The organism is Pseudomonas sp. PDM18, from assembly GCF_014852585.1.
Classification (GTDB): Bacteria; Pseudomonadota; Gammaproteobacteria; order Pseudomonadales; family Pseudomonadaceae; genus Pseudomonas.
The window spans coordinates 89,157-115,128 of the sequence record NZ_JACVBX010000009.1 but is presented as its reverse complement, the minus strand read 5'-3'; the positions used below and the strand labels follow the sequence as shown (position 1 = coordinate 115,128).

The 25,972-nt window shown below is 64.8% G+C and carries 24 protein-coding genes and 1 riboswitch; of the genes, 12 read left to right on the top strand and 12 right to left on the bottom strand.

Annotation, left to right across the window (positions count from 1 at the left end; genetic code table 11):
- The first annotated feature begins 55 nt into the window (after positions 1 to 55).
- The 6 genes from IB274_RS18845 (at position 56) to nudC (ending at position 9,742) form a co-directional block, all read left to right on the top strand.
- On the top strand, positions 56 to 2,308 hold the full coding sequence (locus tag IB274_RS18845; RefSeq protein ID WP_192433643.1) for an Orn/Lys/Arg decarboxylase N-terminal domain-containing protein: 2,253 nt from the start codon (positions 56 to 58) through the stop codon (positions 2,306 to 2,308).
- A 106-nt stretch (positions 2,309 to 2,414) separates the two neighbouring features.
- Positions 2,415 to 4,601, top strand: coding sequence for a putative bifunctional diguanylate cyclase/phosphodiesterase (locus IB274_RS18840; protein ID WP_192433640.1), 2,187 nt, complete (start codon positions 2,415 to 2,417; stop codon positions 4,599 to 4,601).
- 191 nt (positions 4,602 to 4,792) lie between these two features.
- Positions 4,793 to 6,136, top strand: a complete 1,344-nt coding sequence (locus IB274_RS18835) for an amino acid permease (protein ID WP_192433638.1) — start codon at positions 4,793 to 4,795, stop codon at positions 6,134 to 6,136.
- Positions 6,137 to 6,374: 238 nt separating this feature from the next.
- On the top strand, positions 6,375 to 7,187 hold the full coding sequence (locus IB274_RS18830; RefSeq protein ID WP_192433636.1) for a crotonase/enoyl-CoA hydratase family protein: 813 nt from the start codon (positions 6,375 to 6,377) through the stop codon (positions 7,185 to 7,187).
- 42 nt (positions 7,188 to 7,229) lie between these two features.
- Entirely contained in the window at positions 7,230 to 8,903 is a 1,674-nt protein-coding gene (locus IB274_RS18825) for a ferrous iron transporter B (protein ID WP_192433634.1), read from the top strand.
- Positions 8,903 to 9,742, top strand: coding sequence for an NAD(+) diphosphatase (gene nudC, locus IB274_RS18820; protein WP_192433632.1), 840 nt, complete (start codon positions 8,903 to 8,905; stop codon positions 9,740 to 9,742). Before IB274_RS18825 ends, nudC begins: the two co-directional genes overlap by 1 nt.
- A 167-nt stretch (positions 9,743 to 9,909) precedes the next feature.
- Here the strand turns inward: nudC and IB274_RS18815 are convergent, their stop codons facing one another.
- Positions 9,910 to 10,692 (bottom strand): TSUP family transporter, encoded by a 783-nt coding sequence (locus IB274_RS18815; RefSeq protein ID WP_192433630.1) that lies wholly within the window; start codon positions 10,690 to 10,692, stop codon positions 9,910 to 9,912.
- A 155-nt stretch (positions 10,693 to 10,847) separates the two neighbouring features.
- Here IB274_RS18815 and IB274_RS18810 point away from each other — a divergent pair, with 155 nt between their 5' ends.
- Positions 10,848 to 11,492 (top strand): hypothetical protein, encoded by a 645-nt coding sequence (locus tag IB274_RS18810; protein WP_192433628.1) that lies wholly within the window; start codon positions 10,848 to 10,850, stop codon positions 11,490 to 11,492.
- 153 nt (positions 11,493 to 11,645) lie between these two features.
- Here the strand turns inward: IB274_RS18810 and IB274_RS18805 are convergent, their stop codons facing one another.
- The 4 genes from IB274_RS18805 to IB274_RS18790 all read right to left on the bottom strand — a co-directional run bounded on the left by IB274_RS18805 (position 11,646) and on the right by IB274_RS18790 (position 15,064).
- Positions 11,646 to 12,413, bottom strand: a complete 768-nt coding sequence (locus IB274_RS18805) for an SDR family oxidoreductase (protein WP_192433626.1) — start codon at positions 12,411 to 12,413, stop codon at positions 11,646 to 11,648.
- Between the two features lie 168 nt (positions 12,414 to 12,581).
- A complete protein-coding gene (locus tag IB274_RS18800) occupies positions 12,582 to 13,649 on the bottom strand; it encodes a phosphotransferase family protein (protein WP_192433624.1) in 1,068 nt (355 codons plus the stop codon).
- Positions 13,650 to 13,983: 334 nt separating this feature from the next.
- On the bottom strand, positions 13,984 to 14,295 hold the full coding sequence (locus IB274_RS18795; protein WP_081516542.1) for an SCP2 sterol-binding domain-containing protein: 312 nt from the start codon (positions 14,293 to 14,295) through the stop codon (positions 13,984 to 13,986).
- Between the two features lie 58 nt (positions 14,296 to 14,353).
- Positions 14,354 to 15,064 (bottom strand): histidine phosphatase family protein, encoded by a 711-nt coding sequence (locus tag IB274_RS18790; RefSeq protein WP_192433622.1) that lies wholly within the window; start codon positions 15,062 to 15,064, stop codon positions 14,354 to 14,356.
- A gap of 211 nt (positions 15,065 to 15,275) precedes the next feature.
- On the opposite strand from IB274_RS18790, the gene sohB reads away from it, so the two are divergent.
- Together sohB and IB274_RS18780 are read left to right on the top strand one after the other, a co-directional pair.
- Complete coding sequence (sohB, locus tag IB274_RS18785; protein ID WP_192433620.1) at positions 15,276 to 16,304, top strand: protease SohB; 1,029 nt, start codon at positions 15,276 to 15,278, stop codon at positions 16,302 to 16,304.
- A 74-nt stretch (positions 16,305 to 16,378) separates the two neighbouring features.
- Positions 16,379 to 17,371, top strand: coding sequence for a YhdH/YhfP family quinone oxidoreductase (locus IB274_RS18780; protein WP_192433618.1), 993 nt, complete (start codon positions 16,379 to 16,381; stop codon positions 17,369 to 17,371).
- A gap of 33 nt (positions 17,372 to 17,404) precedes the next feature.
- Here IB274_RS18780 and IB274_RS18775 read toward each other — a convergent pair whose 3' ends face one another.
- Both IB274_RS18775 and IB274_RS18770 read right to left on the bottom strand, forming a co-directional pair.
- Positions 17,405 to 18,259: an alpha/beta fold hydrolase gene (locus IB274_RS18775; protein ID WP_192433616.1), complete on the bottom strand. Its 855-nt coding sequence runs from the start codon at positions 18,257 to 18,259 to the stop codon at positions 17,405 to 17,407.
- Between the two features lie 11 nt (positions 18,260 to 18,270).
- A complete protein-coding gene (locus IB274_RS18770; protein ID WP_192433614.1) occupies positions 18,271 to 18,708 on the bottom strand; it encodes a hotdog fold domain-containing protein in 438 nt (145 codons plus the stop codon).
- A 126-nt stretch (positions 18,709 to 18,834) separates the two neighbouring features.
- Between IB274_RS18770 and IB274_RS18765 the strand changes: the two genes are divergently transcribed.
- Positions 18,835 to 19,413 carry a TetR/AcrR family transcriptional regulator gene (locus IB274_RS18765; RefSeq protein WP_192433612.1) on the top strand — a complete coding sequence of 193 codons (579 nt, stop codon included), beginning with the start codon at positions 18,835 to 18,837 and terminating at the stop codon, positions 19,411 to 19,413.
- A gap of 158 nt (positions 19,414 to 19,571) precedes the next feature.
- On the opposite strand, the gene IB274_RS18760 is transcribed toward IB274_RS18765, so the two are convergent.
- The 5 genes from IB274_RS18760 to IB274_RS18740 all read right to left on the bottom strand — a co-directional run bounded on the left by IB274_RS18760 (position 19,572) and on the right by IB274_RS18740 (position 24,377).
- Positions 19,572 to 20,075 (bottom strand): DUF934 domain-containing protein, encoded by a 504-nt coding sequence (locus IB274_RS18760; protein ID WP_192433610.1) that lies wholly within the window; start codon positions 20,073 to 20,075, stop codon positions 19,572 to 19,574.
- Positions 20,059 to 21,717 (bottom strand): nitrite/sulfite reductase, encoded by a 1,659-nt coding sequence (locus IB274_RS18755; protein ID WP_192433608.1) that lies wholly within the window; start codon positions 21,715 to 21,717, stop codon positions 20,059 to 20,061. The genes IB274_RS18760 and IB274_RS18755 overlap by 17 nt, the downstream gene beginning before the upstream one ends.
- Positions 21,718 to 21,973: 256 nt before the next feature.
- Positions 21,974 to 22,471 (bottom strand): PaaI family thioesterase, encoded by a 498-nt coding sequence (locus IB274_RS18750; RefSeq protein WP_192433606.1) that lies wholly within the window; start codon positions 22,469 to 22,471, stop codon positions 21,974 to 21,976.
- Positions 22,472 to 22,786: 315 nt separating this feature from the next.
- Positions 22,787 to 23,002, bottom strand: a complete 216-nt coding sequence (locus IB274_RS18745) for a DUF2970 domain-containing protein (protein ID WP_192433604.1) — start codon at positions 23,000 to 23,002, stop codon at positions 22,787 to 22,789.
- A 49-nt stretch (positions 23,003 to 23,051) separates the two neighbouring features.
- On the bottom strand, positions 23,052 to 24,377 hold the full coding sequence (locus IB274_RS18740; protein ID WP_192433602.1) for an MATE family efflux transporter: 1,326 nt from the start codon (positions 24,375 to 24,377) through the stop codon (positions 23,052 to 23,054).
- Positions 24,378 to 24,607: 230 nt separating this feature from the next.
- Positions 24,608 to 24,695, top strand: a riboswitch (cyclic di-GMP riboswitch).
- A 121-nt stretch (positions 24,696 to 24,816) separates the two neighbouring features.
- Here IB274_RS18740 and IB274_RS18735 point away from each other — a divergent pair.
- Together IB274_RS18735 and IB274_RS18730 are read left to right on the top strand one after the other, a co-directional pair.
- Positions 24,817 to 25,416 carry a hypothetical protein gene (locus IB274_RS18735; RefSeq protein ID WP_192433600.1) on the top strand — a complete coding sequence of 200 codons (600 nt, stop codon included), beginning with the start codon at positions 24,817 to 24,819 and terminating at the stop codon, positions 25,414 to 25,416.
- Positions 25,413 to 25,943, top strand: coding sequence for a GTP-binding protein (locus tag IB274_RS18730; RefSeq protein ID WP_192433598.1), 531 nt, complete (start codon positions 25,413 to 25,415; stop codon positions 25,941 to 25,943). Before IB274_RS18735 ends, IB274_RS18730 begins: the two co-directional genes overlap by 4 nt.
- Positions 25,944 to 25,972: the final 29 nt, after the last annotated feature.

Sequence of the window (25,972 nt, the reverse complement as noted above, 5' to 3'; positions counted from 1 at the left end):
TGAGTCCATACTCTGAAAGGGATCGACGCAGTCGTACGTCATTCAGGGGTTCACAATGTACAAAGACTTGAAATTCCCCATTCTCATCGTTCACCGCGACATCAAGGCCGATACCGTGGCCGGCGACCGGGTGAGGGATATCGCGCGGGAGCTGGAGCAGGACGGCTTCAGCATTCTTTCCACCGCCAGCTCCGCTGAAGGGCGCATCGTCGCCTCGACCCACCACGGTCTCGCCTGCATTCTGGTCGCCGCCGAGGGGGCGGGGGAGAATCAGCGTCTTCTGCAGGATGTGGTGGAACTGATCCGCATGGCGCGGGTGCGTGCGCCGAAGTTGCCGATCTTCGCCCTCGGTGAGCAGATGACCATCGAGAACGCGCCGGCTGAGTCCATGGCTGACCTGCACCAGCTGCGTGGCATCCTCTACCTGTTCGAAGACACCGTGCCCTTCCTCGCCCGCCAGGTCAGCCGCGCCGCACGCAAGTACCTGGAATGCCTGCTGCCGCCGTTCTTCCGCGCGCTGGTGGAGCACACCGCGCAGTCCAACTATTCCTGGCACACGCCCGGCCATGGCGGCGGCGTGGCCTATCGCAAGAGTCCGGTGGGGCAGGCGTTCCACCAGTTCTTCGGGGAGAATACCCTGCGCTCGGATCTCTCCGTCTCGGTGCCCGAACTGGGCTCGCTGCTCGATCACACCGGTCCGCTGGCGGAGGCGGAAGCCCGCGCGGCGCGCAATTTCGGCGCCGATCACACCTACTTCGTGATCAACGGCACCTCCACGGCGAACAAGATCGTCTGGCACTCCATGGTCTGCCGCGACGACCTGGTGCTGGTGGATCGAAACTGCCACAAGTCGATCCTCCATTCGATCATCATGACTGGCGCCATCCCGCTGTACCTGACGCCGGAGCGCAACGAGCTGGGCATCATCGGGCCGATCCCGCTGTCCGAATTCAGTCGTGAATCCATCGCCGCGAAGATCGAGGCCAGCCCGCTGGCGCGCGGCCGCGAGCCCAAGGTGCGGCTGGCGGTGGTGACCAATTCCACCTACGACGGCCTTTGCTACAACGCACAGATGATCAAGCAGGCCCTGGGCGACAGCGTCGAGGTGCTGCATTTCGACGAAGCCTGGTACGCCTATGCGGCCTTCCACGAGTTCTACGCCGGACGCTACGGTATGGGCACCAGCCGTGACGACAGCGGCCCGCTGGTGTTCACCACCCACTCCACGCACAAGATGCTCGCCGCCTTCAGCCAGGCCTCGATGATCCACGTGCAGGATGCCGGCGCGCGGCGCTTCGAGCAGGCGCGCTTCAACGAAGCCTTCATGATGCACATCTCCACTTCGCCGCAGTACGGCATCATCGCCTCGCTGGACGTGGCCTCGGCGATGATGGAAGGCCCGGCGGGGCGTTCGCTGATCCAGGAGACCTTCGACGAGGCCCTGAGCTTCCGCCGCGCCCTGGCCAACGTGCAGCAGAATCTTGTCGAGGACGACTGGTGGTTCTGCGTCTGGCAGCCGCCGGGCGTGGAGGGTACCGACGAGGTGAAGACCCGCGACTGGGTGCTGGAGCCCAATGCCGACTGGCACGGCTTCGGCGATGCAGTGGAAGACTACGTGCTGCTCGATCCGATCAAGGTCACCCTGGCCACGCCGGGGCTCACCGCCGGCGGGCGCCTGGATTCGCGCGGAATTCCGGCCGCGGTGGTCAGCCGCTTCCTCTGGGAACGCGGGCTGGTGGTGGAGAAGACTGGGCTGTACTCCTTCCTCGTACTGTTCTCCATGGGGGTGACCAAGGGCAAGTGGAGCACCCTGGTCACCGAGCTGCTGGAGTTCAAGCGCAGTTACGACGCCAACCAGCCGCTGGCGGACGCACTGCCCAGCGTCGCCCAGGCCGGCGGCGCGCGTTATGCGGGCATGGGCCTGCGCGACCTCTGCGACGAGCTGCACCGCTGCTACCGCGACCACGCCACCGCCAAGGCGATGAAACGCATGTACACGGTGCTGCCGGAGATCGCCATGCGCCCGGCGGACGCTTACGCGCAACTGGTGCGCGGCGAGGTCGAAGCGGTGCCCATCGATCGGTTGGAAGGGCGCGTCGCCGCGGTGATGCTGGTGCCCTATCCGCCAGGTATCCCGCTGATCATGCCGGGCGAGCGGTTCACCGAATCCACCCGCTCCATACTCGATTACCTGGCCTTCGCGCAGAGTTTCGAGCGCAACTTCCCCGGCTTCGATTCAGACGTCCATGGCCTGCAAGTGCGCGAGGTAGACGGCGAGAAGCGCTACACCGTGGAGTGCTGCAAGTGACCGTCCGGCTACTGACGACAGCGACATACATCACTGTATGAAAAGTGGAACTATCCTTGTGCGCATCGGTAAAGGGAGAAATTGAGGAAAAAGGGAGGTTTCCCCCATGCGCTGTCCCGTGACGTTGCCGAATGAGAGCGAGCGCCTGAGTGCGCTCTCCGATTACGGATTCGACGACGAAAGCCTGCTGCCCAGCCTTGACCCGGTGGTGCAGATCGCTGTCCGCATGTTTGGCATGCCGGTCGCAGCGGTGAACATGATCGGCAGTGACCACGTGTTCTTCGCCGCCGCCACTGGCATCGGCGAAGTCGACATGGGGCGCGACGTATCCTTCTGCGCCCATGCCATCGCCCAGGACGGCGTGATGGTGGTGGGCGACGCCAGCCGCGATGAGCGCTTCCACGACAACCCGCTGGTGACGGCGCCCAATGGCGTGCGCTTCTACGCGGGCGTGCCGTTGCTCTCGGTCGAGGGACAGGCGCTGGGCGCGCTGTGCATCATCGACAGCCAGCCCCACGAAGACTTTTCCGGCGAGGACCGCGAGCGCCTGGTCGAGCTGGCGCGCATGGCGTCGGACCGGCTCGAATTGCGCCGCATCGAAGTGGCCTCCTCGCGTACCCGGCCGCTGTTCGAGGAATATGCAGGCACTTCGCCAACGCCCGTGGTGTGGTTCGACTGCTGGGGCGAGATCGTCGCCTGGAACGAGGCGGCGGCCAACCTGTTTGGCTACGACTTGATCGAAGGCAGCGGCCAGTCCTTCGAATTGCTGCTGCCCGAGCGCAGCCGCCAGTCCTTCCGCGCCCTGATCAGCGGGGCCAGCGATGCCACGTCCCTCGACGGCATGCCTGTGCCCGGGGAAATCTCCGGCCTGCGTAAGGACGGTTCCGAACTCTCGCTGGGCCTGACGCTGTTCAGTTGGTCGGAAAGGGGCAAGCTCAAGTTCGAAGCGGTGCTCAAGGACCTCACTGCCCGCCATCTGGAGGAGGAGGCGCTGCGTCAGTTGGCCAGCGTCGACGTGCTCACCGGTCTGGCCAACCGCGGCCAGTTCTACCGGCGCACCGAGGAAGTCCTGGTGCAGTCACGCCCGGCGGCGGTGCTGATGATTGACCTGGACGGCTTCAAGGACGTCAATGACTCCCTCGGCCATGCCGTCGGCGACGGCATTCTGCGGCAGGTTGCCGCGCGACTGGCCCGGCTGGCCAGCGCTGGCGCCACTGTTGCGCGCATCGGTGGCGACGAGTTCGCCATCCTCGAGCCGAACCTGCTTTCACCCGAGCACGCCATGCGCCTTGCCCAGGCGGTGATCGCCAGCATTGCCGAACCTATTGTCATCGACGCTCATGAGGTGCGGGTCGCTGCCAGTTGCGGCGTGGCTCTGGCGCCTCTGCACGCGCAGGAAGCGCTGGAGCTGGTGGGTGACGCCGACCTGGCGCTGTTCAAGGCCAAGAGCAGCGGTCGCAGCCACGCGTTCGTGTTCCTTCCGGCGCTGAAGATGGAAGCGGCGGCGCGGCACCTGTATGGCATGGAGTTGCATCGCGCCGTCGCCAACGGCGAGTTCCTGTTGTTCTACCAGCCCCAGGTCAGCCTGCGCGACGGCTCCCTGCGCGGGGCCGAGGCGCTGATCCGCTGGCAGCATCCACAGCGCGGCCTGCTGTCGCCGGCGGCCTTCCTGCCGTCGCTGGAGGGCGGGCCTCTGGCGGCCATCGTCGGCGCCTGGATACTGGATGAGGCCTGCGCCCAGGCTGCCTACTGGCGGCGCAACGGTGCGCCCGACCTGCGCATGGGGGTGAATCTGTTCGGAGCGCAGTTCCGCATGGGCAACCTGGTCACTCAGGTGCTGGAGGCGCTGGAACGGCACGGCCTGCCGGCGGAGGCGCTGGAGCTGGAGATTACCGAGAACATCGTGCTCAATCACGACGACACCGTTCTCAGTACCCTGCAGAGCCTGCGCTCCTATGGGGTCGGGATCGCTTTCGACGACTTCGGCACCGGCTACGCCTCCCTCAGCCTGCTCAAGACCTATCCGCTGAGCCGCATCAAGATCGACCGCACCTTCGTCATCGGCATGCTGGAGACCCAGCAGGACCTCTCGGTGATCCGCGCGATCCTCGACATGGCCCGCAGCTTCGACCTGGAGACCATCGCCGAAGGCATCGAAACCTCCGCCCAGCGCGACCGCCTGCGCGCCGAGCGCTGCACCGAAGGGCAGGGCTACCTGTTCGCCAAGCCGATGCCGTCGATGCAGTTCGAGCAGCTCTACGAGATCGGCACGCGGCGGGTCGGCTCCGCCTGAGCGGCGGAATTTCTGCAGCGGCATTGACCGCGCGGGGCGAAATCGCTCGAAACGGGCGGTCTCGTCCTGCAAAACGGTTTCCTCCTTTGCCCGGCGCTGTCTACCCTGTAGGACAGATCGCCGCTCTGGGACTTTTCCACGGGCGGGGCGATAACACGAAAATACAGATCGCGGGCTTCTAAGGAGCGCAGATGGCGGAAGCGAAAAAGGGCAGCATGGGTTTCTGGAGCTGCACCGCGCTGGTGGTTGGCAACATGGTGGGGTCGGGGGTGTTTCTGCTGCCGTCGAGCCTGGCGGCGTTCGGTGGGCTCAGTCTGTTCGGCTGGCTGGTGTCGAGTACCGGGGCGGTGATCCTGGCCTTCACTTTCGCTCGGCTGGCGCGGCTCAATCCTGGCGCTGGCGGGCCTTACGCCTATACCCGCGACGGCTTCGGCAGCTTTGCCGGCTATCTCTGTGCCTGGACGTACTGGAAGGCTGCGTGGATCGGCAACGCAGCCATCGCCGTCACGCTGGTGGGCTACCTGCGGGTGTTCATCCCGGCGCTGGCCGACCCACTGTTGATGGTCGCCACAGCCATCGGCGCCATCTGGCTGTGCACCCTGATCAACCTGCGCGGCATCACTGCCTTCGCTGTCGTGCAGAACTGCCTGACCGCGCTCAAGCTGATCCCGCTGCTGCTGGTGGGCATCCTCGGCTGGTTCCACTTCAACCCCGACTACCTGACTATCCCGGCGCCCAGCGAGCTGCCGAACATGGGCTACGCCCAGGCGATCGCCACCACGGCGGCGTTGACGCTCTGGTCGTTTATCGGCCTGGAGTCGGCCACCGTGCCGGCGGACGATGTGCGCGACCCGAAGAAGACCATCCCCCGCGCCACGCTGTTCGGCACCCTGGCCGCCGCTGCGGTGTACATCCTGTCGATCACGGCCGTGCAGGGCCTGATGCCACCGGATGTGCTGGCCAAGTCCACCTCGCCGTTCGCCGATGCCGCGCGCATCCTGCTGGGCACCTGGGGCTATTACCTGGTGGCTGGCGGCGCGGTGATCGCCTGCCTGGGCGCGCTCAACGGCTGGGTGCTGCTGCAGGGCCAGATTCCGGTGGCGCCGGCCCGCGACGGGCTGTTCCCCGAGTCCCTGGGCAAGCTCAACAAGAACGGTGCGCCGGCCAACGGCCTTCTGTCATCAGGGTTGCTGGTCACCGCGCTGGTGATGGTCGATGGTCATGGCGAGCTGGTGGAGGTGTTTAACGTCATCATCCTGCTCGGCACCATGACCGGCGTCGTGCCCTATGCCTTCTGCACTGCCGCGTTGATCCAGATGCTGGCGGTGAAGCCCGAGTCCTTCTCTCCGCGCTCGCGTCCGCAGGTGCTGGCGATTGGTTGCCTGGGCTTCCTCTACTCGCTGTGGGCGCTCTATGGCACGGGTCAGCAGGCGATCTTCTGGGGCTTCCTGGTGTTCATGGCGGGCATCCCGATGTACACCTGGCGCCAGTACCGCAACCGCGCACAGGGGCTGCCGATGGCCGCTGGCGACTGATTGCCGCGGCGACCGCCTTCCTGCCAGATCAAGCAGTTGCTGAGCGAATGGCGAGCGGATTCACGACCGATGCCGTGGCCTGTGTCACAGACCGCGGCATCGACTTTTAGTCTTGCCTTGTTATAGTGGCGCGATGCCAAAAATCTGTATCCAGCACCCATAAGAACTGTCGGCCCGGGCTCCAGCGGCAGCGCGCCGCACCCAGACGAGAAGCAGGGCATTCCCGAGGACATCTCCCGTGACCGAATACAAAGCCTTCCGCGTTGAACTGGCGGACAAGATCGCCCATGTGCAGATCAACCGCCCGGAAAAACTCAACGCGATGAACGCCGATTTCTGGAAGGAAATCATCGATATCTTCCAGTGGGCCGATGAAACGGATGAAGTCCGCGTCGTCGTCCTCAGCGGCGCCGGCAAGCACTTCTCCGCCGGTATCGACCTTGCCCTGCTGGCCCAGGCCGCCAGCCACCTGGGCAAGGACGTCGGCCGCAACGCCCGCGCCCTGCGCAAGACCATCCTGCAACTGCAGGGCTCCTTCAATGCCGTGGACAAGTGCAGCAAGCCAGTCCTCGCGGCGGTCCAGGGCTACTGCATCGGCGGCGGCATCGACCTGATCTCCGCTTGCGACATGCGCTACTGCAGCGCGGACGCGCAGTTCTCCATCAAGGAAATCGACATGGGCATGGCGGCCGATGTCGGCACCCTGCAACGCCTGCCGAGGCTGATCGGCGATGGCATCATGCGGGAGCTGGCCTACACCGGGCGCAACGTCAGCGCCGAGGAAGCGCAGCGCATTGGCCTGGTCAACAGCGTGTACGCCGACCATTCCGCGCTGCAGGACGGCGTGATGGAGCTGGCCCGGCAGATCGCCGCCAAATCGCCGATCGCGATCCGCGGCACCAAGGAAATGATCGGCTATGCCCGCGACCACCGCGTCGAGGATGGCCTCGAATACATCGCCACCTGGAACGCCGCGATGCTGCAGTCCGCTGACCTGCAGGCCGCCATGATGGCGCACATGAGCAAGAAGACCCCCGAGTTCGCCGATTGATGTCCGCCCACTCTTCTCGCGCGCAGGAGGCGCACTAGGCCGATGGTTACTGGAGCCACGTCCCTCAGTCTGGTCCGCGACGAGCTGTTCGCAACGATGGAGGAGGCCGAGCAGAATCTCGAGCACTTCATCGCCGAGCGCCAGAACGGCAGCCTGCTGCAACATTCCGTCGATTGTCTGAGCCAGATTCGCGGCACGCTGAATCTCATCGAGCTCGCCGGCGCCGAACTGCTGGCGCAGGAAGCGCTGGACCTGGCCACCGACATTCCGACCGGGGTCAGTGAAGACCGCGACGGTCAGCTGGCAGCGCTCGGCAATGCGCTCTACGTGCTGCGCCGCTACCTGGAAAACCTCGAGGCGCACCGCCAGGAAATCCCCGAGCTGCTGCTGCCGGCGATCAACGATGTGCGCCAGGCCGCTGGCCAGCCCGCGCTGCCGGAGAGCTTCTTCTTCAGCGCGCGCCTGGACCTGCCGCGCCCGCTGCGCGCCGTCACCGCGCCGCAGGTGGAAGACCCGGCCCGCGAAGTCCGCCGCCTGCGGCAGATGTACCAGGTCGGCCTGGTGGGACTGATCCGCGAGCAGAATCTCTACCCCAGTCTCAAGCTCATGGGCCGCGCACTGGGCAAGCTCGACGTGCTGCTGGGCAGCGCCGCGCGCACCCGTCTGTGCTGGGTTGGAGCAGGTGCGCTGGAGTCGCTGGTGGACGCGCAGATGCTGCCGCGCAAGACGCGCAAGCAGGTGTTCGCGCGCCTGGATCGCGAGCTGAAGCAACTGATCGCCAACCCGCAATACGAAACGCCGCGCCAGTTGCTCAAGGAGCTGCTGTATCTCACCGCGCTGGCAGACACCAGCGGCGTGCGAGCTACCGAACTGCGCCAGGTGTTCGGCCTGGCGCCGCTGCCGTTCACCGATCACTTGCTCGAAGATGAGTCGCAGCGCCTGTCCGGCCCGGGCAAGTCGGTGATGCGTTCGCTCTCGGTGGCGATCCGCGAGGAACTCACGGCGGTGAAGGACCAGCTCGACCTGATCGAGCGCGGCGTGTCCCAGGCCGATGCGCTGGGCATCCTGCACACCCAGCTGGGCAAGCTGGCCAAGACCCTGGGCATGGTCGGCTTGAACTCCGCCGCCACCTCGCTGCAGCACCAGCATGGCGTGGTCGCCGGCTGGGTTGCCAAGGGCTCGGTGGACGAACCGGCCGCACTCAACGCCCTGGCCGATGCGCTGCTGTACGTCGAGAGCATGGTCGGCAATCTGGAGCGGGGCGAGCGCATGAGCGCGCGTCCGGCGCCGGTGGGCGAGGACGATTCTTTCGCCGTGCACCAACTCGCCGAAGCGCGCATCGTGGTAATCGACGAGGCCCAGGCGGGCCTGGCGCTGGCCAAGCGCGCGATCACCGCGTACCTGGAGTCCAACGGTGACAAGCTGCACCTGGCCAACGTACCGATCAGCCTGCAAGCGGTGCGCGGTGGTCTGTGGTTCCTCGGCCAAGAGCGCGCGGCATTGCTCGTGGGCGCCTGTGCCGATTACATTCAGGGGCAGATGATCGAGACGACCCAGATGCCGTCCGAGCAGATGCTGGAAACCCTGGCGGATGCGCTGACCGGCCTGGAGTACTACCTGGAGGGTGGAGCCATGATGCGGCCTGAAGGTCAACCCGACGTCCTCGACGTCGCCAGCGAGAGCGTCAAGGCCCTGGGCCTGACGGTGGCAGCCTGATGCGTACCGGACGCTGGGAATCCTCGATGTTCGAGGTCGCTGCCAACGGCGGCTGGGCGCTCGCCCACTGCCAGCAGCAGTTCCTCGCCGACAGCAACGGCGTGCTGTTCCCCCGTGACTGGCTCAAGCGCCAGGATCTTTCGGTGCTCTCCGAGCACGCCGTCGGGCAGTTCGACGGCGAGCCGGTCTACCTGCTGGAAGTCGACCGTACCGACCCGCTCGAAGGCGCCAGCTGGATCGGCCTGCGCCAGTTCATGATGCAGGCCGAAGAAGACATCTTCGCCATGCTCGGCTTCGCCAGCCAGATCGGTATCTGGTGGCGGCAGAACCGCTTCTGCGGCAGCTGCGGCCAGCCCAGCCTGCGCATGCCCCGTGACCGCGCCATGCACTGCGAAAGCTGCGGCATCCAGCGCTACCCGCTGCTGTCGCCGAGCATGATCGTGCTGGTGACCCGTGGCGATGAAGTGCTGCTGGCGCGTTCGCCGCGCTTCGTGCCGGGGATGTACAGCACCCTGGCCGGCTTCGTCGAGCCGGGTGAGTCGGTGGAGCACTGCGTTGCGCGCGAGGTGCGCGAAGAGGTGGGCGTCGAGATCGGCAATATCCGCTACATGGGCAGCCAGCCCTGGCCGTTCCCGCATTCGTTGATGTTCGGCTACCACGCCGAGTACGTCAGCGGCGAGATCGTCATGCAGCCGGACGAGATCGAGGATGCCCGCTGGTTCCACGTCGACGAGCTGCCGCGCCTGCCGGCCGAGCGCTCCATCGCCCGCTACCTGATCGAGGTCTACCTGGCGCGCCGCGCCGGTCGTCCCGATCCTGTCCTACCCGGCGGCGCCTGAACCCGGGCGCCGCTCCGGCCTGTCTCAGAACCTGGTTACTATCTCGCGAGCTCGCGCAGAACAAGGCAAAAACAGGCGAGGATTCGGAGTTTACGTGCTGTAAATGAGCAGTCCGAGCCTGTTTTTAACGCCGTTCTGCCGACGCGCAGCAGATCATAACCGGGTTCTCAGGCTGCGGCGGTAAACCAGTGCTGCCAGGCCAGGCGCACGGTCAGGGCGAGTACAACCAGGATGAACACCGGGCGGATGAACTTGGCGCCGCCGCCAATAGCCGTGCGCGCGCCGAAGTAGGCGCCGATCATCAGCGAACTGCCCATGCACAGGCCCATCAGCCAGACCACCTGACCCGAGGCGATGAACACCGCCAGCGCCACGATGTTGCTGACGAAGTTCATGCTGCGCGCCACGCCGCTGGCGCGGACCAGGTCGAGCGGGTACATCAGCAGGGTGCTGACGGTCCAGAATGCACCGGTGCCGGGGCCGGCCACTCCGTCGTAGAAGCCCAGACCGAGGCCCTGCGGCCACTGACGGCGCTGGGCGATGCGTGGGTTGGCGTCCAGCGGCGCTTCGGGCGTCTTGCCGAACAGCAGGTACAGGCCGCAACCGAAGACCACCACGGGCAGCATGCGGTTGAGCCATTCCGCCGGCATCAGGTGGGCAGCCCAGGCGCCGAGCGCTGCGCCGATGGCTGTGGCGATCAGGCCGTTGCGCCACTGGCGCGGCTGGAACAGTTTGCGTCGATAGAAGGTGTAGCTGGCCACGGCGGCGCCAAAGGTCGAGCTCAGCTTGTTGGTGCCCAAAGCAAGATGCGGCGGCACGCCGGCAGTGAGCAGGGCGGGGATGGTCAGCAGGCCGCCACCGCCGGCGATGGCGTCGATGAAACCGGCAAGGAAGGCAACGCCGGCGAGGATGACAAGAGTGGTCGGGTCTACGACGAGTTCGAAGGGCATGGGTCCGCCTTGATCGGGGGCCCGTGGCGCCACTCTCTCGTAAAGAGTGGTGCGCGGGAAACGTTAACGGGCCCGAAAGCTGCGACGGTCTGGCTGGCCGTGCAGGTACGCGGTGCGCATAATGCCGGCAATTCTACGAGGAAGGAAATCATTCGATGCAGTACGACGGTCTGGCCTGGGTCGTTGCCTTCTTGGCGCTGTTGGCGCTGGTGGTAGCCGCCCGCATTCTCATCGACCGTCACTGGTTCCTCGGCTGGCTGCGGGGCACGGCAGGAATGTTGTTCGTGGCCGTGGCCGCGCTTGTGGCGTTGGTAGCCTGGGACCTGCGTAGCTACGACCCGCTGCCGGCAGAGCGCCCGCTGGCGACGCTGAGCTTTCACAAAGTGGGCGAGCAGCGCTATGACGTCACGCTGTTGCAGGGTAATGACGAGCGCCGCGTGGAACTGGCAGGCGACCTCTGGCAGCTGGACGCGCGGGTACTGGAGTGGAAAGGCCTGGCGCGGTTGATAGGGATGGCGCCGGGTTATCGCCTGCAGGACCTCAGCGGCCGCTTCCTGGCTGTGGAACAACAGAGCCTGGGGCGCAAGGTGGCGCTGGCGGATGACGCGCTGGGTGTCGACCTGTGGCGCTGGCTGCGCGACGGCCAGCATGATCTGCTGACCTTCGTGCCCAAGGCGGGCCGGGTGACCTACCTGCCGATGGCCGATCAGGCTGTTTTTGCAGTGCGCTACGGAGCCGGCGGGCTGACCGCCGAGCCGATGAATGCGGCGGCGAACCAGGCGCTCAAGGATTGGCAGTGACATTGTAGGAGCGAGCTTGCTCGCGAACCTGCTTCCCGCTGGAGATAGAGAGTGCGATGCGGTTCGCGAGCAAGCTCGCTCCTACGAAAAGCCCAATCCCCGCCCATGAAAAAGGGAGCCGAACGGCTCCCTTTTTCGTTTCCGCGACCACGCTTAGGCGAGGAACCCGCCGTCAACGTTCAGCGTTACGCCAGTGGTGTAGCTGGATGCGTCGCTGGCGAGGTACAGCACGGCGCCGGCCATTTCGCTTGGGTCTGCCACACGCTTGAGCGGGATGCGCTGCAGGGCGACGTTGCGAATCGCGTCGTTGCTTACCAGCGCCGAGGCGAACTTGGTGTCGGTCAGGCCCGGCAGCAAGGCGTTGCAGCGGATGTTGAACTGCGCGCATTCCTTGGCGAAAACCTTGGTCATGCTGATCACCGCAGCCTTGGTCACCGAGTAGATGCCCTGGAACTCGCCCGGGGTGACGCCGTTGACCGAGGCGACGTTGATGATGCTGCCGCCGCCGTTGGCCTTCATCAGCTTGCCGCCTTCGATGGACATGAAGTAGTAGCCGCGGATGTTCACGTCGACGGTCTTCTGGAAGGCCGACAGGTCGGTGTCCAGCACGTTGCAGAACTGCGGGTTGGTGGCGGCGTTGTTGACCAGGATGTCCAGGCGACCAAACTGCTCGCGGATCTGCGCGAAGACGGCCTGAATCTGCTCCATCTCGCCGATGTGGCAGGCAATCGCGGTGGCCTTGCCGCCGGCGGCGACGATTTCGTCAGCCACGGCCTGGCAGCCGTCGATCTTGCGGCTGGAAACGATCACTTGGGCGCCCTGTTGGGCCAGCAGTTTGGCAATGGCCTCGCCGATGCCTCGGCTGGCGCCGGAGACGAAGGCGATCTTGCCGTCGAGGTCGAACAGTTGGGTCTTGGACATGGAAATTCTCCTTGTTTTTGGGCCGCGAGAGTCGCCTGGCGACCGGCTGCGCGTCGGCCGTACTGCGTTGGAAGCCGGACTCAGATGCTCATTTACAATCGGTAAACTCCGCTCTTCGTCCGGCTTCCGCCTTGTACGGCTCTAGCTCGCCAGGTCGACAGTCGACTCTCACAGGCGGGACTTGCCGATGACCTGCAGGCTCACCTGTTCCAGCAGCTTGTTGGCGTGGATGAAGGTGGCGAAGCGCTTGTCCTGGGTCTGGCCGTGGAAGAAGCGGTAGTAGATCTGCTGCATGATGCCGGCCAGGCGGAACAGGCCGTAGGTGTAGTAGTAATCGAGGTTGTCGATCTGGATGCCGGCGCGCTCTGCGTAGTAGTCGGCGAACTGCTGGCGGGTCAGCATGCCCGGCTCGTGGCTGGGTTGGCGGCGCAGCATCTGCATCGGCTGCGGGTCGTCGGCCTGGATCCAGTAGGCGAGGGTATTGCCCAGGTCCATCAGCGGGTCGCCGATGGTCGTCATCTCCCAGTCGAGCACGCCAATGATCTGCATCGGGTTGTTCGGGTCGAGGATGACGTTGTCGAAGCGGTAGTCGTTGTGGACGATGCCAGGTTTGTGGTGGTCGGCCGGCATCTTCTCGCGCAGCCACACCTTCACCTGTTCCCAGGCCGGCGCGTCGGGGGTCAGGGACTTCTCGTAGCGATCGATCCAGCCACCGATCTGACGCTGCACATAGCCCTCGGGCTTGCCCAGGTCGCCCAGGCCGCAGGCGTTGTAGTCGACGTTGTGCAGGTCGACGAACTTGTCGATGAAGCTCTTGCACAAGGCGGTGGTTTTCCCGGCATCGAGGTTCAGTTCCTTGGGCAGGTCGCTGCGCAGGATGATGCCGTTGACCCGCTCCATGACGTAGAACTCGGCGCCGATCACCGACTCGTCGGTGCAGTAAGCGTACGCCTTGGGGCAGTAAGGGAAACCGTCCTTGAGCTGATTCAGGATGCGGTATTCGCGGCCCATGTCATGGGCAGACTTGGCCTTCTTGCCGAACGGCGGGCGGCGCAGGACCAGTTCCTGGTTATCGTACTGGATCAGATAGGTCAGGTTCGAGGCGCCACCGGGGAACTGGCTGATGCGCGGCTGACCCTGCAGGCCGGGAATGTGGTCCTTGAGATAGCCGTCGATCACGGCGGCATCGAGTTCTTCGCCTTCGCGGGAGCGGATGGTCTGGTCGGTCAACGACATGCTGGTCCCTTTTTATCTAGGAGCTCGTCTTGTACTGGCTCGTACTGATCTCCTCGCGAGGGCCCAGGGCTCCTGGCGAGGTGCGCGCAGGCCGGCGTCTTTGTCTAGCCCGATGGGGTGCGGCAGGATCAGGCAAAGCAATGATGGCGCCGGGTGATCATTGGCTAATCTAATGTCCGGCCCTGTCCGTCACAAGCACACAAAGCCCTTATTGGCGTTCGTGTTGCACCCCGATCAGGCTGCCTGATCCGGGCCTTGCAGCGGGGCGCGGGCATAAAAAAACCGGAGCCATGGACTCCGGTTCTTCGTGCTGCGCGGGCAGGTTTTCCTCGGATCAGACCGGGAACAGTTCGCCCAGCTTCATCGCCAGCATCATGTCGCCTTCGGCGCGCAGCTTGCCAGCCATGAAGGCCTGCATGCCGTCGGTTTCGCCGCTGGTGATGCCCTTGAGGGTTTCGCTGTCCATGATCAGGGTGACGTTGGGGGACTCGGCGTCGCCCTGTACGACCTGGCAGGTACCGTCCTTGACGACCAGGTAGTGGTTGTCGCCGTCTTCGATGTTGAACTGGAACACCAGATCCAGGCCGGCGGCCGCGCTGGCGTTGAACTTGCTCTGCATGGTGGAAACGATGTCAGCAACACTCATGGTTCTATTCCTTTTCTAGGTTTTCTCGCGCGACGCTCGCGTCGCAATGGGCCGGTACTCAACGATAGGTGATGAGTTCCGGCGCCCTCAACAGTTCCAGATGCACGTGACTGTTGAAGGAAGCCAGGGCCACTTCGCTGCCGCGGAACTTCAGGCGGTTGAGCGAGGTGTTGACGATCTGCCAGTTGAGTTCGAAGGCGTTCAGCGCCGGAATCCCGGTCACGTGCTGGAGGACCGCAGTGATGGTGCCGCCGGAGGTGAACACGCCGATGTTGTCCTTGCCGCTGGCCGACTCCAGCAGACGTTGGAGGCCGCCGTGCACGGTGTCGAGGAATTCTGCCCAGCTGACCAGGCCGTCCTTGTCGTGGTCGCCGGAAACCCAGCGGGCGATCACGGTGGAGAACAGGCGCTGGAACTCGGCGCGGTGGTCGGCGGCGTTGCGCATGATGTGCAGTGCCTGCGGCTCGATCTCGAGCAGGTCCGGCAGGTGCGCGCGGATCACCGCGTCGGCTTCGAATTCGTTGAAGGCGGAGTCGATTTCCAGGGCGGGGGTTTCGATCCCGGCTTCATTCAGCCGACCCATCACCGCTTCGGCGGTGTGGCGTTGGCGGCGCAGGTCGCCGGCTACGCAGCGATCGAAGCGCAGGCCCAGGCCAGCCAAGTGCTCGCCGAGGATTTGGGCCTGGCGTACGCCGGTGGCCGAGAGCACATCGTAGTCGTCGGCGCCGAACGAAGCCTGGCCATGTCGAATCAGGTAGATGCTTCCCACGCGCAGTATCCCGGCAGGGCTGAAAGTTCCGGCGAGGTTATGAGGATCACCTGGGGCTGTCAACGAAAAAACATACGCTTGTTTGAATGGCATTCGCTGGACTGATGCAGCGGTTTGCCAGCGCTGGTGGCGGGCCTGCGGCGTGGGTATGCTTGCGGGATTCGCTGCGCTCGCCTGGCGGGCTCGACCAGAATTGTAAAAGGGGATGTGAGTGGAGTTTCTAGCGGATTACGCGGGTTTCCTAGCCAAGACCTTCACCGTGGTGGTGGCCATCGTCATCGTCCTGGTGGTGATCGCCGCACTGCGCGGCCGCGGCCGTCGCGGCGGGAGCGGGCATCTCGAGGTGCACAAGCTCAACGACTTCTACAAGGAGCTGCGCGAGCGCCTGCAACATAGCGTATTGGAAAAGACCAAGCTCAAGGCGCTGCGCAAGTCCGAGGCGAAAAACCTGAAGGAAGCGAAAAAGAAGAAGGGCGGCGAGAAGAATCGCGTCTATGTGCTCGACTTCGACGGCGACATCAAGGCTTCGGCCACCGAGCAGCTGCGCCATGAAGTGACCGCGCTGCTGACCCTGGCCACCCCGCGCGACGAAGTGGTTCTGCGCCTGGAGAGTGGCGGCGGCATGGTCCACGGCTATGGCCTTGCTGCTTCCCAGCTGGCGCGCATCCGCCAGGCCGGCGTACCGCTGACCGTCTGCGTCGACAAGGTTGCAGCCAGTGGCGGCTACATGATGGCCTGTATCGGCGAGCGCATCCTTTCCGCGCCCTTCGCCATCCTCGGCTCCATCGGCGTGGTGGCTCAGTTGCCCAACATCCATCGCCTGCTGAAGAAGCACGACGTCGATTTCGAGGTGCTCACTGCTGGCGAGTACAAGCGCACCCTGACCGTGTTCGGCGAGAACACCGACAAGGGCCGGGAGAAGTTCCAGGAAGACCTGGAAACCACCCACGAGCTGTTCAAGCGCTTTGTCGTCCACTACCGCCCGCAACTGGCCATCGACGAGATCGCCACCGGCGAGGTCTGGCTGGGCCAGGCGGCGCTGGGCAAGAAGCTGGTCGACGAGCTCAAGACCAGTGACGAGTACCTGGCCGAACGCGCCCGCGAGGCGGATGTCTACCAGCTCAGTTATGTACAGAAGAAGTCCATCCAGGAGCGCTTTGGCGTGGGCGTCAGCGGCGTGGTCGATCGCGTACTGGTGACCTGGTGGGACCGCCTGGGCCGCAGCCGCTTCTGGCAGTGACTCGTCTGGCAAAGATCGGGTGTCGGGCGCCGGGATTGCGCCCGTTTTAGCGAATTCGAAAGAGGAGGGTCGAGATGAGTGCATTCAAGGCGTTGTGGGTCACGGAGAGCGCGCATGGCGTGTATGACCTGCAGGTGGCCGAGCGGCAGGTTGCCGATCTGCCCGCGGGTGAAGTGCTGGTGCGGGTGAAGTATTCCTCGCTGAACTACAAGGATGCGCTGTCCGCCAGTGGCAACCGTGGCGTCACCCGCAAGTACCCGCACACTCCCGGTATTGATGCGGCCGGCGTGGTGGAAGAGTCTTCGGTGGGCGAATTCTCTGCCGGCGACGAAGTCATTGTCACCGGCTACGACCTGGGCATGAATACGCCCGGTGGCTTCGGCCAGTACATCCGCGTGCCTGCGGCCTGGCTGATCAAGCGCCCACAGGGCCTTTCGCTGCGCGAGTCGATGATCCTCGGTACCGCCGGCCTGACCGCCGCGCTGTGCGTCGACAAGTTGGAGCGTGCTGGCGTCACGCCGTCCGCGGGCCCGATCCTGGTCACGGGCGCTACCGGCGGCGTGGGTAGCATCGCGGTGATGCTGCTGGCGCAACTGGGCTACACCGTGGCCGCCGCCACCGGCAAGCTGGAGCAGGCCGAACTGCTGAACCGCCTCGGCGCCCGGCAGATTCTCGACCGCGCCACCGTCTCCGATGGCGTCGACAAGCCGCTGCTGCGCGAGCAGTGGGCCGGCGCGGTGGATACCGTGGGCGGCGACATCTTGTTCAACGTGGTCAAGTCGCTGCAATACGGCGGCAGCGTCGCCTGCTGCGGCCTGACCGCCGGCGCCGCCTTCAAGGCCACCGTACTGCCCTTCATCCTGCGCGGCGTGAACCTGCTGGGCGTGGACTCGGTGGAGCTGCCGCTGGTGGTCAAGGCTTCCATGTGGGACAAGCTGTCCCTGCAGTGGAAGCTCGACAACCTCGAAGCGGCAGTGCGCGAGGTCAAACTCGACGACCTGCCGGCTGCCATCCACCAGATCCTCGCCGGCAAGCTGGTCGGCCGGGTGCTGGTGACGCTGGACTGATTCTTCGTTCGATGCCTCTGCCGGGCTTGGGTGTCAGCCCAGGTCCGGCAACAGGTAACCCGTCCACAGCGAATCGGCGAATTGGCTGCGGAAGAAGCCGAAGTGGCCGATGCGCTTCACGCCGATGTCCTGCGGGGCAATTCTCTTCACGGTCTTGGGTGAGCCACGGTAGAAACCGTGCAGCGACTCGGTGTTGCGGCCGGACATCATCTCGTCGTCGGTGAAGGAGATGGAGGTGATGGGCGTGCGCACCGATGAATACGCCTCGCGCACCGCACCGCCTTCCGCGCCCACCGAGTACTCGGGATTCAGGCACCAGCGCCGCCATTGTTCGATCACGCCGCGCGGCAGGTCGCCGACCACGCCCAGGCGCTTGCCGGGGAAGTAGCCCAGCACTGGCGTGATGGTTGGCGCCAGCAGGTACCAGAGCAGCCAGGCCTTGTGTCTTAGGCCCTTGGTGTTCTCGCGCCAGTAGCCGCTGCCGGTAGCGATGGTAAAGGCGCGGTGGATTCGCTCGGTGCCGCGCACGAAGGGCAGGATCTGCCCGCCGAGGCTGTGGCCGATCCAGTACACGGGCAGCTCGCCAGCGGCCTCGACCACCGCGTCGAGCATAGCGCTGCAATCGTGGTTGCCCCAGGCCAGTATGTCGATATCCAGGTCGCGCAGATGGCCGGTGCGGGACTTGCCCATGCCGGTGTAGTCGAAGGTCACGGCGAGGAAGCCGCGCTCGGCCAGCCAGTGTGCGAAGGCTGCGTAGAAGCGCTGTTCGACGCCCATGGCGGGGACGATCAGCACCGCTCCGCGAGCCTCGCCGGGCGGGTAGTACCAGTGGCTGGAGAGGCTGTGGCCGTTTCCGTTGTCCAGTGGGCGGGGGAGCGGGGTGATCATGGCGGGGACCCTCAGGCCTGGCTGATGTACATGGTGATGTCGGCGCGGAAGACCTTCTTGTCACCGACGTAGGCGAGCACCGGGACGATGACGTCGCCTTCCTGGTTCCAGTCGATCGCTTGACCGTCGGCCACGGCGCGCACATCGCCCTCGGCCTTGGCCAGGTATTCCACGGTCATGCCGCGGGGAATCCAGCGCCGGCCTTTGGGGATCGACACGTCGGTCATGGTTCCTGCGGCCAGCTCGGCCGCATTGCACAGGGCAATGGCGTGCACGGTGCCGATGTGATTGAGCACTTCGCGGCGTTTGGGGAAGGTGACTTCTGCATAGCCCGGACGCAGCTCGACGAACAGCGGCGCGATGCTGGCGAAGTAGGGGGCTACCTGGCCGATCATGGCGCTGAACTGCGCGGGGCCGGCCTGCTGGTACATTTGCATCATCTGACTCATGGCAACTCCGGGATAAAGCGGATTGAAGAAGGATGCGCGCCCAGGCAGTATACGAAGATTAGAAAGTAATTCTAGAAAAATATTCTAGAATTACTTTCTGGACCCAATTCCCGAATCAGGACCCCCATGGCCCGACCTTCCCGTAAAGACGACATCCTCCAGGCCGCGCTCGCCTGCTTCAGTGAATCCGGCGTAGACGCCACCACCATCGAGATGATCCGCGACCGCTCCGGCGCCAGCATCGGCAGCCTCTATCACCATTACGGCAACAAGGAGCGGATCATCGGCGCGCTGTACCTCACGGGCGTTGGCCAGTACGCGGCGCTGCTGGACGCTGGAGTCGAGGAGGGGATGAGCGCGGAGGCCTGCGTGAAGCTGTTCGTCACCAGCTACGTCGACTGGGTGGCGGCCAATCCGAACTGGGCGCGTTTCATTCTGCACAGCCGCGGCCGTGTCGAGGCGGGAGAGGTGGGCGAGGCGTTGCGCGAGGCCAACCGCGAGCAGGGGCGGCGCATTGCCGGGCTGCTTTCCGAGCACCGCAAGGCCGGCGCATTCAAGGAGCTCGCGCCGGAATTGTTCAATTCGGTGGTGATCGGTCCGAGCCAGGACTACGCGCGCAACTGGCTGGCCGGGCGCACGCGGGTGGATCTGATCGAGTGCCGCGAGCAACTGGCTCAGATCGCGTGGGAGAGCGTGCGAGCTTGAAGGTCACTACGTGATCGTAGGGCGAATAACGTGGAACAGGTTATCCGCCGTCCTACTAGTTAATGGCGGATAACGCTGGCGCGTTATGCGCCCTACGAGAAACGTGCCGAGCAGAAATGAAAAAGCCCCGCAGTGCGGGGCTTTTTCCTGTCGCTTAATCAGGCGAGCTGACGGCGACGGAACAGCGGTTGCGGCTGGGTCACCGAGGTCTGGTAGACCTCGGAGAAGTCGTCCAGGCCGGCCAGCGCCGCTTGCGGGTCGCGGTCGGCGCGGATGGCATAGGCGTCGAAACCGCAGCTTTGCATGAAGAACAGCTGATCACGCAGCACGTCGCCGATGGCGCGCACTTCGCCCTTGTAGCCGAAGCGCTCGCGCAGCAGGCGCGCGGTGCTGAAGCCGCGACCGTCGGTGAAGGCGGGGAAGTTCACGGCGATTACCCTGAAGTTGTCCAGGTCGCCGGCGATGGCCTCGGGCTCTTCGTCCGCGTCCAGCCATACGCCCAGGCCGCCGTCACGGCCGCGCAGGGCTGGGCCGTGTTCCAGCCACAGGTTCAGCGGGATGATCACGTCGTCGCAGTTGGGCACGGTCTCGAGGGTCGCGTCCTTGGGCAGCAGGTGCCAGCGATCGTCGACGACCTCACGGTTCTTAATGATTCGCTGCATATACGCGCTCCTTGAAGGGGTCGATGCCGATGCGACGGTAGGTATCGAGGAAGCGTTCCTCTTCGGTGCGCTGTTCCACGTAGACGTTGATGATCTTCTCGATCACGTCGGCCATCTGGTCCTGGGCGAACGACGGGCCGAGGATCTGCGCGAGGCTCGCCTCACGGCTGGCGCTGCCGCCGAGGGAGACCTGGTAGAACTCCTCGCCCTTCTTGTCCACGCCGAGGATGCCGATGTGGCCAACGTGGTGGTGGCCACAGGCGTTCATGCAGCCGGAGATGTTGAGGTCGAGGTCGCCGATGTCGAACAGGTAGTCAAGGTCATCGAAGCGACGTTGGATGGCTTCGGCTACCGGCAGCGACTTGGCGTTGGCCAGGGAGCAGAAATCACCGCCCGGGCAGCAGATGAGGTCGGTGAGCAGGCCCACGTTCGGGGTGGCGAAACCGTTCTCGCGCAGTTCGCCCCAGAGGGTGAAGAGCTGCGCCTGCTCGACGTCGGCGAGGATGATGTTCTGGTTATGGCTGTTGCGCACTTCGCCGAAGCTGTAGCGGTCGGCGAGGTCGGCGACTGCGTCCAGCTGCTTGTCGGTGATGTCGCCAGGCGCCACGCCGGTGGGCTTGAGCGACAGGGTCACGGCGACGTAGCCGGGTTTCTTGTGGGCGAAGGTGTTGCGGGTGCGCCAGCGGGCGAAGCCGGGGTTCTCGGCGTCCAGCTGGGCGAGGGCGGCGTCCTGGTCTTCCAGGGCCTGGTAGGCCGGATCGACGAAGTGAGCAGCCACGCGCTGCAGTTCGGCGTCGGTCAGGGTGCTCGGGCCGTCCTTCAGGTTCGCCCATTCTGCGTCGACCTTCTGGGCGAAGACTTCCGGCGTCAGCGCCTTGACCAGGATCTTGATGCGCGCCTTGTACTTGTTGTCCCGACGGCCATAGCGGTTGTACACGCGCAGGATGGCGTCCAGGTAGGACAGCAGGTGCTGCCAGGGCAGGAATTCATTGATGAAGCTGCCGACGATCGGAGTACGGCCCAGGCCGCCACCGACGGAGACGCGGAAGCCCAGCTCGCCGGCTTCGTTCTGCACCGCTTCCAGGCCGATGTCGTGCACCTCGATGGCCGCGCGGTCACTCACGGCGCCGTTGACGGCGATCTTGAACTTGCGCGGCAGGTGGGCGAATTCGGGGTGGAAGGTCGACCACTGGCGGATGATCTCGCACCAGGGGCGCGGGTCCACGAGTTCATCGCGGGCGACGCCGGCGAACTGGTCGGTGGTGGTGTTGCGGATGCAGTTGCCGCTGGTCTGGATCGCATGCATCTGCACGGTGGCCAGCTCCGCGAGGATTTCCGGCACATCTTCCAGTTCCGGCCAGTTGTACTGGACGTTCTGGCGGGTGCTGATGTGCGCGTAGCCCTTGTCGTAGTCGCGGGCGATCTGCGCCAGCTTGCGAACCTGCCGGGAGGACAGCAGGCCGTAAGGCACAGCCACTCGGAGCATGGGCGCGTAGCGCTGGATGTACAGGCCATTCTGCAGACGCAGCGGGCGGAATTCCTCGCCGGTCAGTTCGCCCGCCAGGTAACGGTGGGTCTGATCGCGGAACTGCTTGACGCGATCTTCTACGATCCTCTGATCGTATTCGTCATATACGTACATGAATCATCCTGCTGTCAGGCTATAGCGCTCAGGGCGTATTGCGTATCCCAGCGCGCACGGCAACGCGCTCCACGCGGAGTGGGGCGCACGATACCAGTTCGGGAATATGCGCAAAAGTGATGTTTGAGTATATGGCGAGAACTTTCGGGTATAAGTCGCGCCAGGCCTGAAACTCAAGCGGGACGGGGACTTGAAGCAGGGCGTCAGTTCCTCGGTTGCGCTGCCTGGCTATCGACGGCGGCGCAACGGGAGTCGATCAGGCATCGCGGCCGTGGGCGGCGTCACGCAACTGCGAGGTGTCGACGCGGACGAAGATCGAGTCGCCGACGCAAGTCAGCACATCCCCGGCGTAGACCTCGCAGATAATCCGGCTCTTGCGCCCGACTTCACCTTCTACATAAGCCTTCAGGGTCAGCGGCACGCCCATGGGCGTCGGTTTGATGTATTTGACGCCCAGGTTGCCGGTCACGCAGTCGATGCGCGGCAGACTGCCCGGCTCTCGGCCTTCGGCGCGGTAGTGGTGGGCCATGGCAGTCCAGTTCGAGTGGCAGTCCACCAGCATGGCGATCAGGCCGCCGTAGACCAGTTCCGGCCAGCCGCAGTACTTGGCTTCGGGCAGGTGCTCGGCAACGACGTGGATGCCGTCCTCGTGCCAGCGGCTCTTGATGTGCAGTCCGTGCGGGTTGCTGCCTCCGCAGCCATAGCAGACGCCTTCCGGCGCGACAGTGTCTTGCAGTGATTCCACGTGCTTCATCCACTCGCTTGTTCTTATGGAGCCAGCAGCCTAACGGCATTTGCGCAGCGGCGGAAAGGGGCAGTTCCTTGAGCAGCGGGCCGGGCTGGTCTTAACTCTTGCCTGTGGTCCTTCAGCCAATAACGAGAAGATGGGGGAAGCATGAGCGAAGAAACGTCCAACAAGACCAGCGACAGCGTCGTCGATGCCCGCGCCGCATTCATTCTGATCCTGCTGGTGGTCGCGACCGCCGTGTTCTGGGTCAGCCACCAGTGACAGCGGTGCCGGCGGGTCGTCCTGCGGCCCGCCCGGTACCTCATCTTTCAGCCGGCTTTCCTACAGCCCGGCGAAATGCAGCACCAACTGCACCAGCCCGTAGAGCAGCAGCGCGAAGACCAGCGTGAAGAGAATGCCCATGGCGATGAAATGACTGGGCTTGCCGTGGGTGAAATCGCGCGCGCGATTGCGCCCGCTCTGTACGCCGAAGGCCGCGGCCAGCACGCTGTGGAGCATCTGCCAGAAGCTTGGCGGCTTATTCTGTTGCTCGTCCATCGGTGGTCCTCCTTTTTGCCTGCAAGCCTAGCGCCTGACGGAGCGAACGCTAGAGTTCGATCTGCGTCCACTGGCGTTTCTGCCACATCACCGCGAAGATCGCCGAGGCCAGCCCGCGCTGCAGTATCTGCATGCTCCAGATCGCCAGCAGCCCGCCGCCCAGCACCGGGCCGACCAGGTAGGCCAGCGGCAGGAAGAACAGCCATTGATTACCCAGGCTGACCGCCATCACCGTGCGCACGGCGCCCGCGCCCAGCAGCGCCTGGGTCAGCACCAGCGCGGTGGCATCGATCACCATGCCCATGCCGGTCAGCATCAGTGGCACGCGGCCCAGTTCGATCAGCGCGTGGTCGCTTACAAACAGCCGCAGGATGGTTTCGGGGAAAATCCAGAACGGGGCGCCCAGCAGCGCCAGGCCGCAGGCCGCCACCTTCACCACGTCCCAGCCCCAGCGGTGCGCGCTGTCGAAGTCGCGCTCGCCCATGCTCTGGCTGACCAGCGTGGTCGCCGCCATCCCCAGGCCGACGCCAGGCAGGATCAGGAATAGCGCGAGGTTGATCAGCACGTGGGCCACCGCCAACTCGCGAGTGCCGACCTGGGCGATGATCCAGAACAGCAGGGTGATGCCCGCGGCGAAGAAGAACTGCTGCAACGAGTTTGGCAGCGACAGGCGCAGCAGAGTGCGGATGTCCCTTTCGCTTGGTGGGTGCGGGTGAAAGCCCTGGGCTCGGGCGTCGCGCCAGGTGATCCAGGTGTATATCAGCGAGCCGAGGTACAGCGCCAGCGTGGTGCCCAGGCCGCTGCCCACCGCGCCCATCCGTGGCAGGCCGAACAGGCCATGGATCAGGCTGTAGCTGATAGTCGCGTTAGCCAGGTGCATCACCACCAGGGTGCGCATGTACATGCCCGAGCGGCGAGTGCCGTTCCAGTAGCCGCGGAATGAGAAATTGAGGCCGACGGCAAGCACCGACAAGGCACGCCATTCGAAGTACGGGATACCAACCGCGAGCACTTCGGGATCGTTGGACAGCGCGCGGACGATTGGCTCGGCGAACAACAGGCAGATCAGCGTTATCGGCAGCGATAGGCCCAGCGCCACCAGCAGCCCGCAGTTCAACGGAGCGGCGAGCTCGGCGTTGCGGCCTTCACCCCGCCGGCGCGCCACCAGTGCCTGCACGCCTGCGCCCAGGCCCATCACCAGCGAGATGGCGACGAAGTTGGCGTAGCTGCCGATACCGACCCCGGCGAGGGACTTTTCCCCGAGGTGGCCGACCATGGCCGCATCCACCAGGTTAAGCAGGCTCTGACTGAGCATCCCGCCGATGATCGGCAAGCCCAGGCTGAGAATATTCTGGAACCGCTGGCGCTCTAGCATGGCGTCTCTGGGCAGTGAGCTCCGGCCTGTTCTGGACATCCGGCGGGCCCGTGCCGGTGGGACTCCGCTGTAGGAAATCCTAGCCGAAGGGGGCGTTTCATGCCCCCTTTTAGAACGGAATATGCCTACGAATATTGCGAAGTTGTTCCGGCGATATTTCCGATATTTGTGTGAGGTGTATCACGATTTTTCGCCTTGGCGAACGAAATCGGCGTACTACGCTGAGATTCAATTGACCAGGGCAAACCTGTGCGAAAGCCAGGGACGCAAAGCCACCGATCTACAGCCCGGAAGGGCCATGACCGCGGGGTTGCCAAGCAGGCCGGATGTTCGTCCGCGCCTTCTGCGAGCTTGCGCTCGGCATCTTCCAACGTCCCGGTGAGCCTCCTGATCAACCCGTGCAGGTTGATGGTGTTTGTTGGCCAAAGGGAGCGCGCCGATGAATCAGCCGTATCAGGTTCAATATACCTACGGGTTCGCCCGGATGTCGTTGCGGGATCAGGTGGTGTTCAAGTCCATCGTCGGGCTGCTCAGCGGCCGCACGCTGGCCAACTGGGCCTATGTCGACGGTCCGGCCGACCTGCTGGTGGAGGGTGAGGAAGGCGAGCCACGGGTGCAGTTGCGCATCGCGGAGGGTGAACCCTTCTGGGTGCACTGGCCGTTACGCGCCAGTGAAGTCTTCGACTGCCTGGAGCGAGCCGCTCGCGCCATTGGCCACCGGCCGGTGGAGACTCCCGGCGGAGCGTTGCGCCTGAAGCATTGGCCGGCGGCCTCCCTGCTCAAGGGAGATCATCGTTATGTGCGCCTGGCCACGCTGCTCTGCGCGCGGGCCATGAGCCTGGATGAGTTGTGCGAGCGCTCGGGCGTGTCGCGCCAGGTGGCGGAGAGCTTCGTTCGCCTGATGGGCGCCCGGGAGCTGCTTCAGCACACCGAGGCCATGCCTGTTGCACCTGCGCAGCAAACCACTGCGCCCATCGGCCTGCTGGCGCGCATCCGTCGTCATCTTGGCCTGGGTGGTGCTATGGAGGATGGCCGATGAGGGAATACAAGATCCTTTTCACCGGCACGATGGGCGCCGGCAAGACCACAGCCATCGCCGCGTTCAGCGATATCGAGCCGGTCAGCACCGATGTGCAGAACAACGACCCGAGCCTGGACAAGGCGCGCACCACCGTCGGCCTGGACTACGGCGAAGTGGTGCTTGGCACGGACGAGCGCCTGCGCCTGTACGGCACTCCCGGCCAGGCCCGCTTCGCCTTCATGTGGGGAATCCTCGCCCGAGGTGCGCTCGGGCTGGTAATCCTGATCGACAACTCAAGGCCCGACCCGCTGGGCGACCTGCGCGTCTACCTCGATGGTTTCGCCGATTGCATCGGCCGCGCGCCCTGTGTGATCGGTGTGGGCCGCCTGCCGGGCAATCCCCATCCGGGCTTGGACGACTATGCGGCCGCCCTGGCGCAGGCCGGATACAGCTTCCCGGTGATCGAGGTAGACGTACGCGAAGCCGAGCAGGTGCGGCTGCTGCTTGACCTGCTCCTGCTGCAACTGGAATGCACGGCGGCCTGAGGCCTGATGTTCGCCACCGACTGGAGTCA

Excerpts from the sequence above, each read along its gene's own strand:
- IB274_RS18845 (WP_192433643.1), top strand. The coding sequence starts at position 56 with ATGTACAAAGACTTGAAATTCCCCATTCTCATCGTTCACCGCGACATC.
- IB274_RS18840 (WP_192433640.1), top strand. The coding sequence starts at position 2,415 with ATGCGCTGTCCCGTGACGTTGCCGAATGAGAGCGAGCGCCTGAGTGCG.
- IB274_RS18835 (WP_192433638.1), top strand. The coding sequence starts at position 4,793 with ATGGCGGAAGCGAAAAAGGGCAGCATGGGTTTCTGGAGCTGCACCGCG.
- IB274_RS18825 (WP_192433634.1), top strand. The coding sequence starts at position 7,230 with ATGGTTACTGGAGCCACGTCCCTCAGTCTGGTCCGCGACGAGCTGTTC.
- nudC (WP_192433632.1), top strand. The coding sequence starts at position 8,903 with ATGCGTACCGGACGCTGGGAATCCTCGATGTTCGAGGTCGCTGCCAAC.
- IB274_RS18815 (WP_192433630.1), bottom strand. The coding sequence starts at position 10,692 with ATGCCCTTCGAACTCGTCGTAGACCCGACCACTCTTGTCATCCTCGCC.
- IB274_RS18810 (WP_192433628.1), top strand. The coding sequence starts at position 10,848 with ATGCAGTACGACGGTCTGGCCTGGGTCGTTGCCTTCTTGGCGCTGTTG.
- IB274_RS18805 (WP_192433626.1), bottom strand. The coding sequence starts at position 12,413 with ATGTCCAAGACCCAACTGTTCGACCTCGACGGCAAGATCGCCTTCGTC.
- IB274_RS18800 (WP_192433624.1), bottom strand. The coding sequence starts at position 13,649 with ATGTCGTTGACCGACCAGACCATCCGCTCCCGCGAAGGCGAAGAACTC.
- IB274_RS18795 (WP_081516542.1), bottom strand. The coding sequence starts at position 14,295 with ATGAGTGTTGCTGACATCGTTTCCACCATGCAGAGCAAGTTCAACGCC.
- IB274_RS18780 (WP_192433618.1), top strand. The coding sequence starts at position 16,379 with ATGAGTGCATTCAAGGCGTTGTGGGTCACGGAGAGCGCGCATGGCGTG.
- IB274_RS18775 (WP_192433616.1), bottom strand. The coding sequence starts at position 18,259 with ATGATCACCCCGCTCCCCCGCCCACTGGACAACGGAAACGGCCACAGC.
- IB274_RS18770 (WP_192433614.1), bottom strand. The coding sequence starts at position 18,708 with ATGAGTCAGATGATGCAAATGTACCAGCAGGCCGGCCCCGCGCAGTTC.
- IB274_RS18765 (WP_192433612.1), top strand. The coding sequence starts at position 18,835 with ATGGCCCGACCTTCCCGTAAAGACGACATCCTCCAGGCCGCGCTCGCC.
- IB274_RS18760 (WP_192433610.1), bottom strand. The coding sequence starts at position 20,075 with ATGCAGCGAATCATTAAGAACCGTGAGGTCGTCGACGATCGCTGGCAC.
- IB274_RS18755 (WP_192433608.1), bottom strand. The coding sequence starts at position 21,717 with ATGTACGTATATGACGAATACGATCAGAGGATCGTAGAAGATCGCGTC.
- IB274_RS18750 (WP_192433606.1), bottom strand. The coding sequence starts at position 22,471 with ATGAAGCACGTGGAATCACTGCAAGACACTGTCGCGCCGGAAGGCGTC.
- IB274_RS18745 (WP_192433604.1), bottom strand. The coding sequence starts at position 23,002 with ATGGACGAGCAACAGAATAAGCCGCCAAGCTTCTGGCAGATGCTCCAC.
- IB274_RS18740 (WP_192433602.1), bottom strand. The coding sequence starts at position 24,377 with ATGCTAGAGCGCCAGCGGTTCCAGAATATTCTCAGCCTGGGCTTGCCG.
- IB274_RS18735 (WP_192433600.1), top strand. The coding sequence starts at position 24,817 with ATGAATCAGCCGTATCAGGTTCAATATACCTACGGGTTCGCCCGGATG.
- IB274_RS18730 (WP_192433598.1), top strand. The coding sequence starts at position 25,413 with ATGAGGGAATACAAGATCCTTTTCACCGGCACGATGGGCGCCGGCAAG.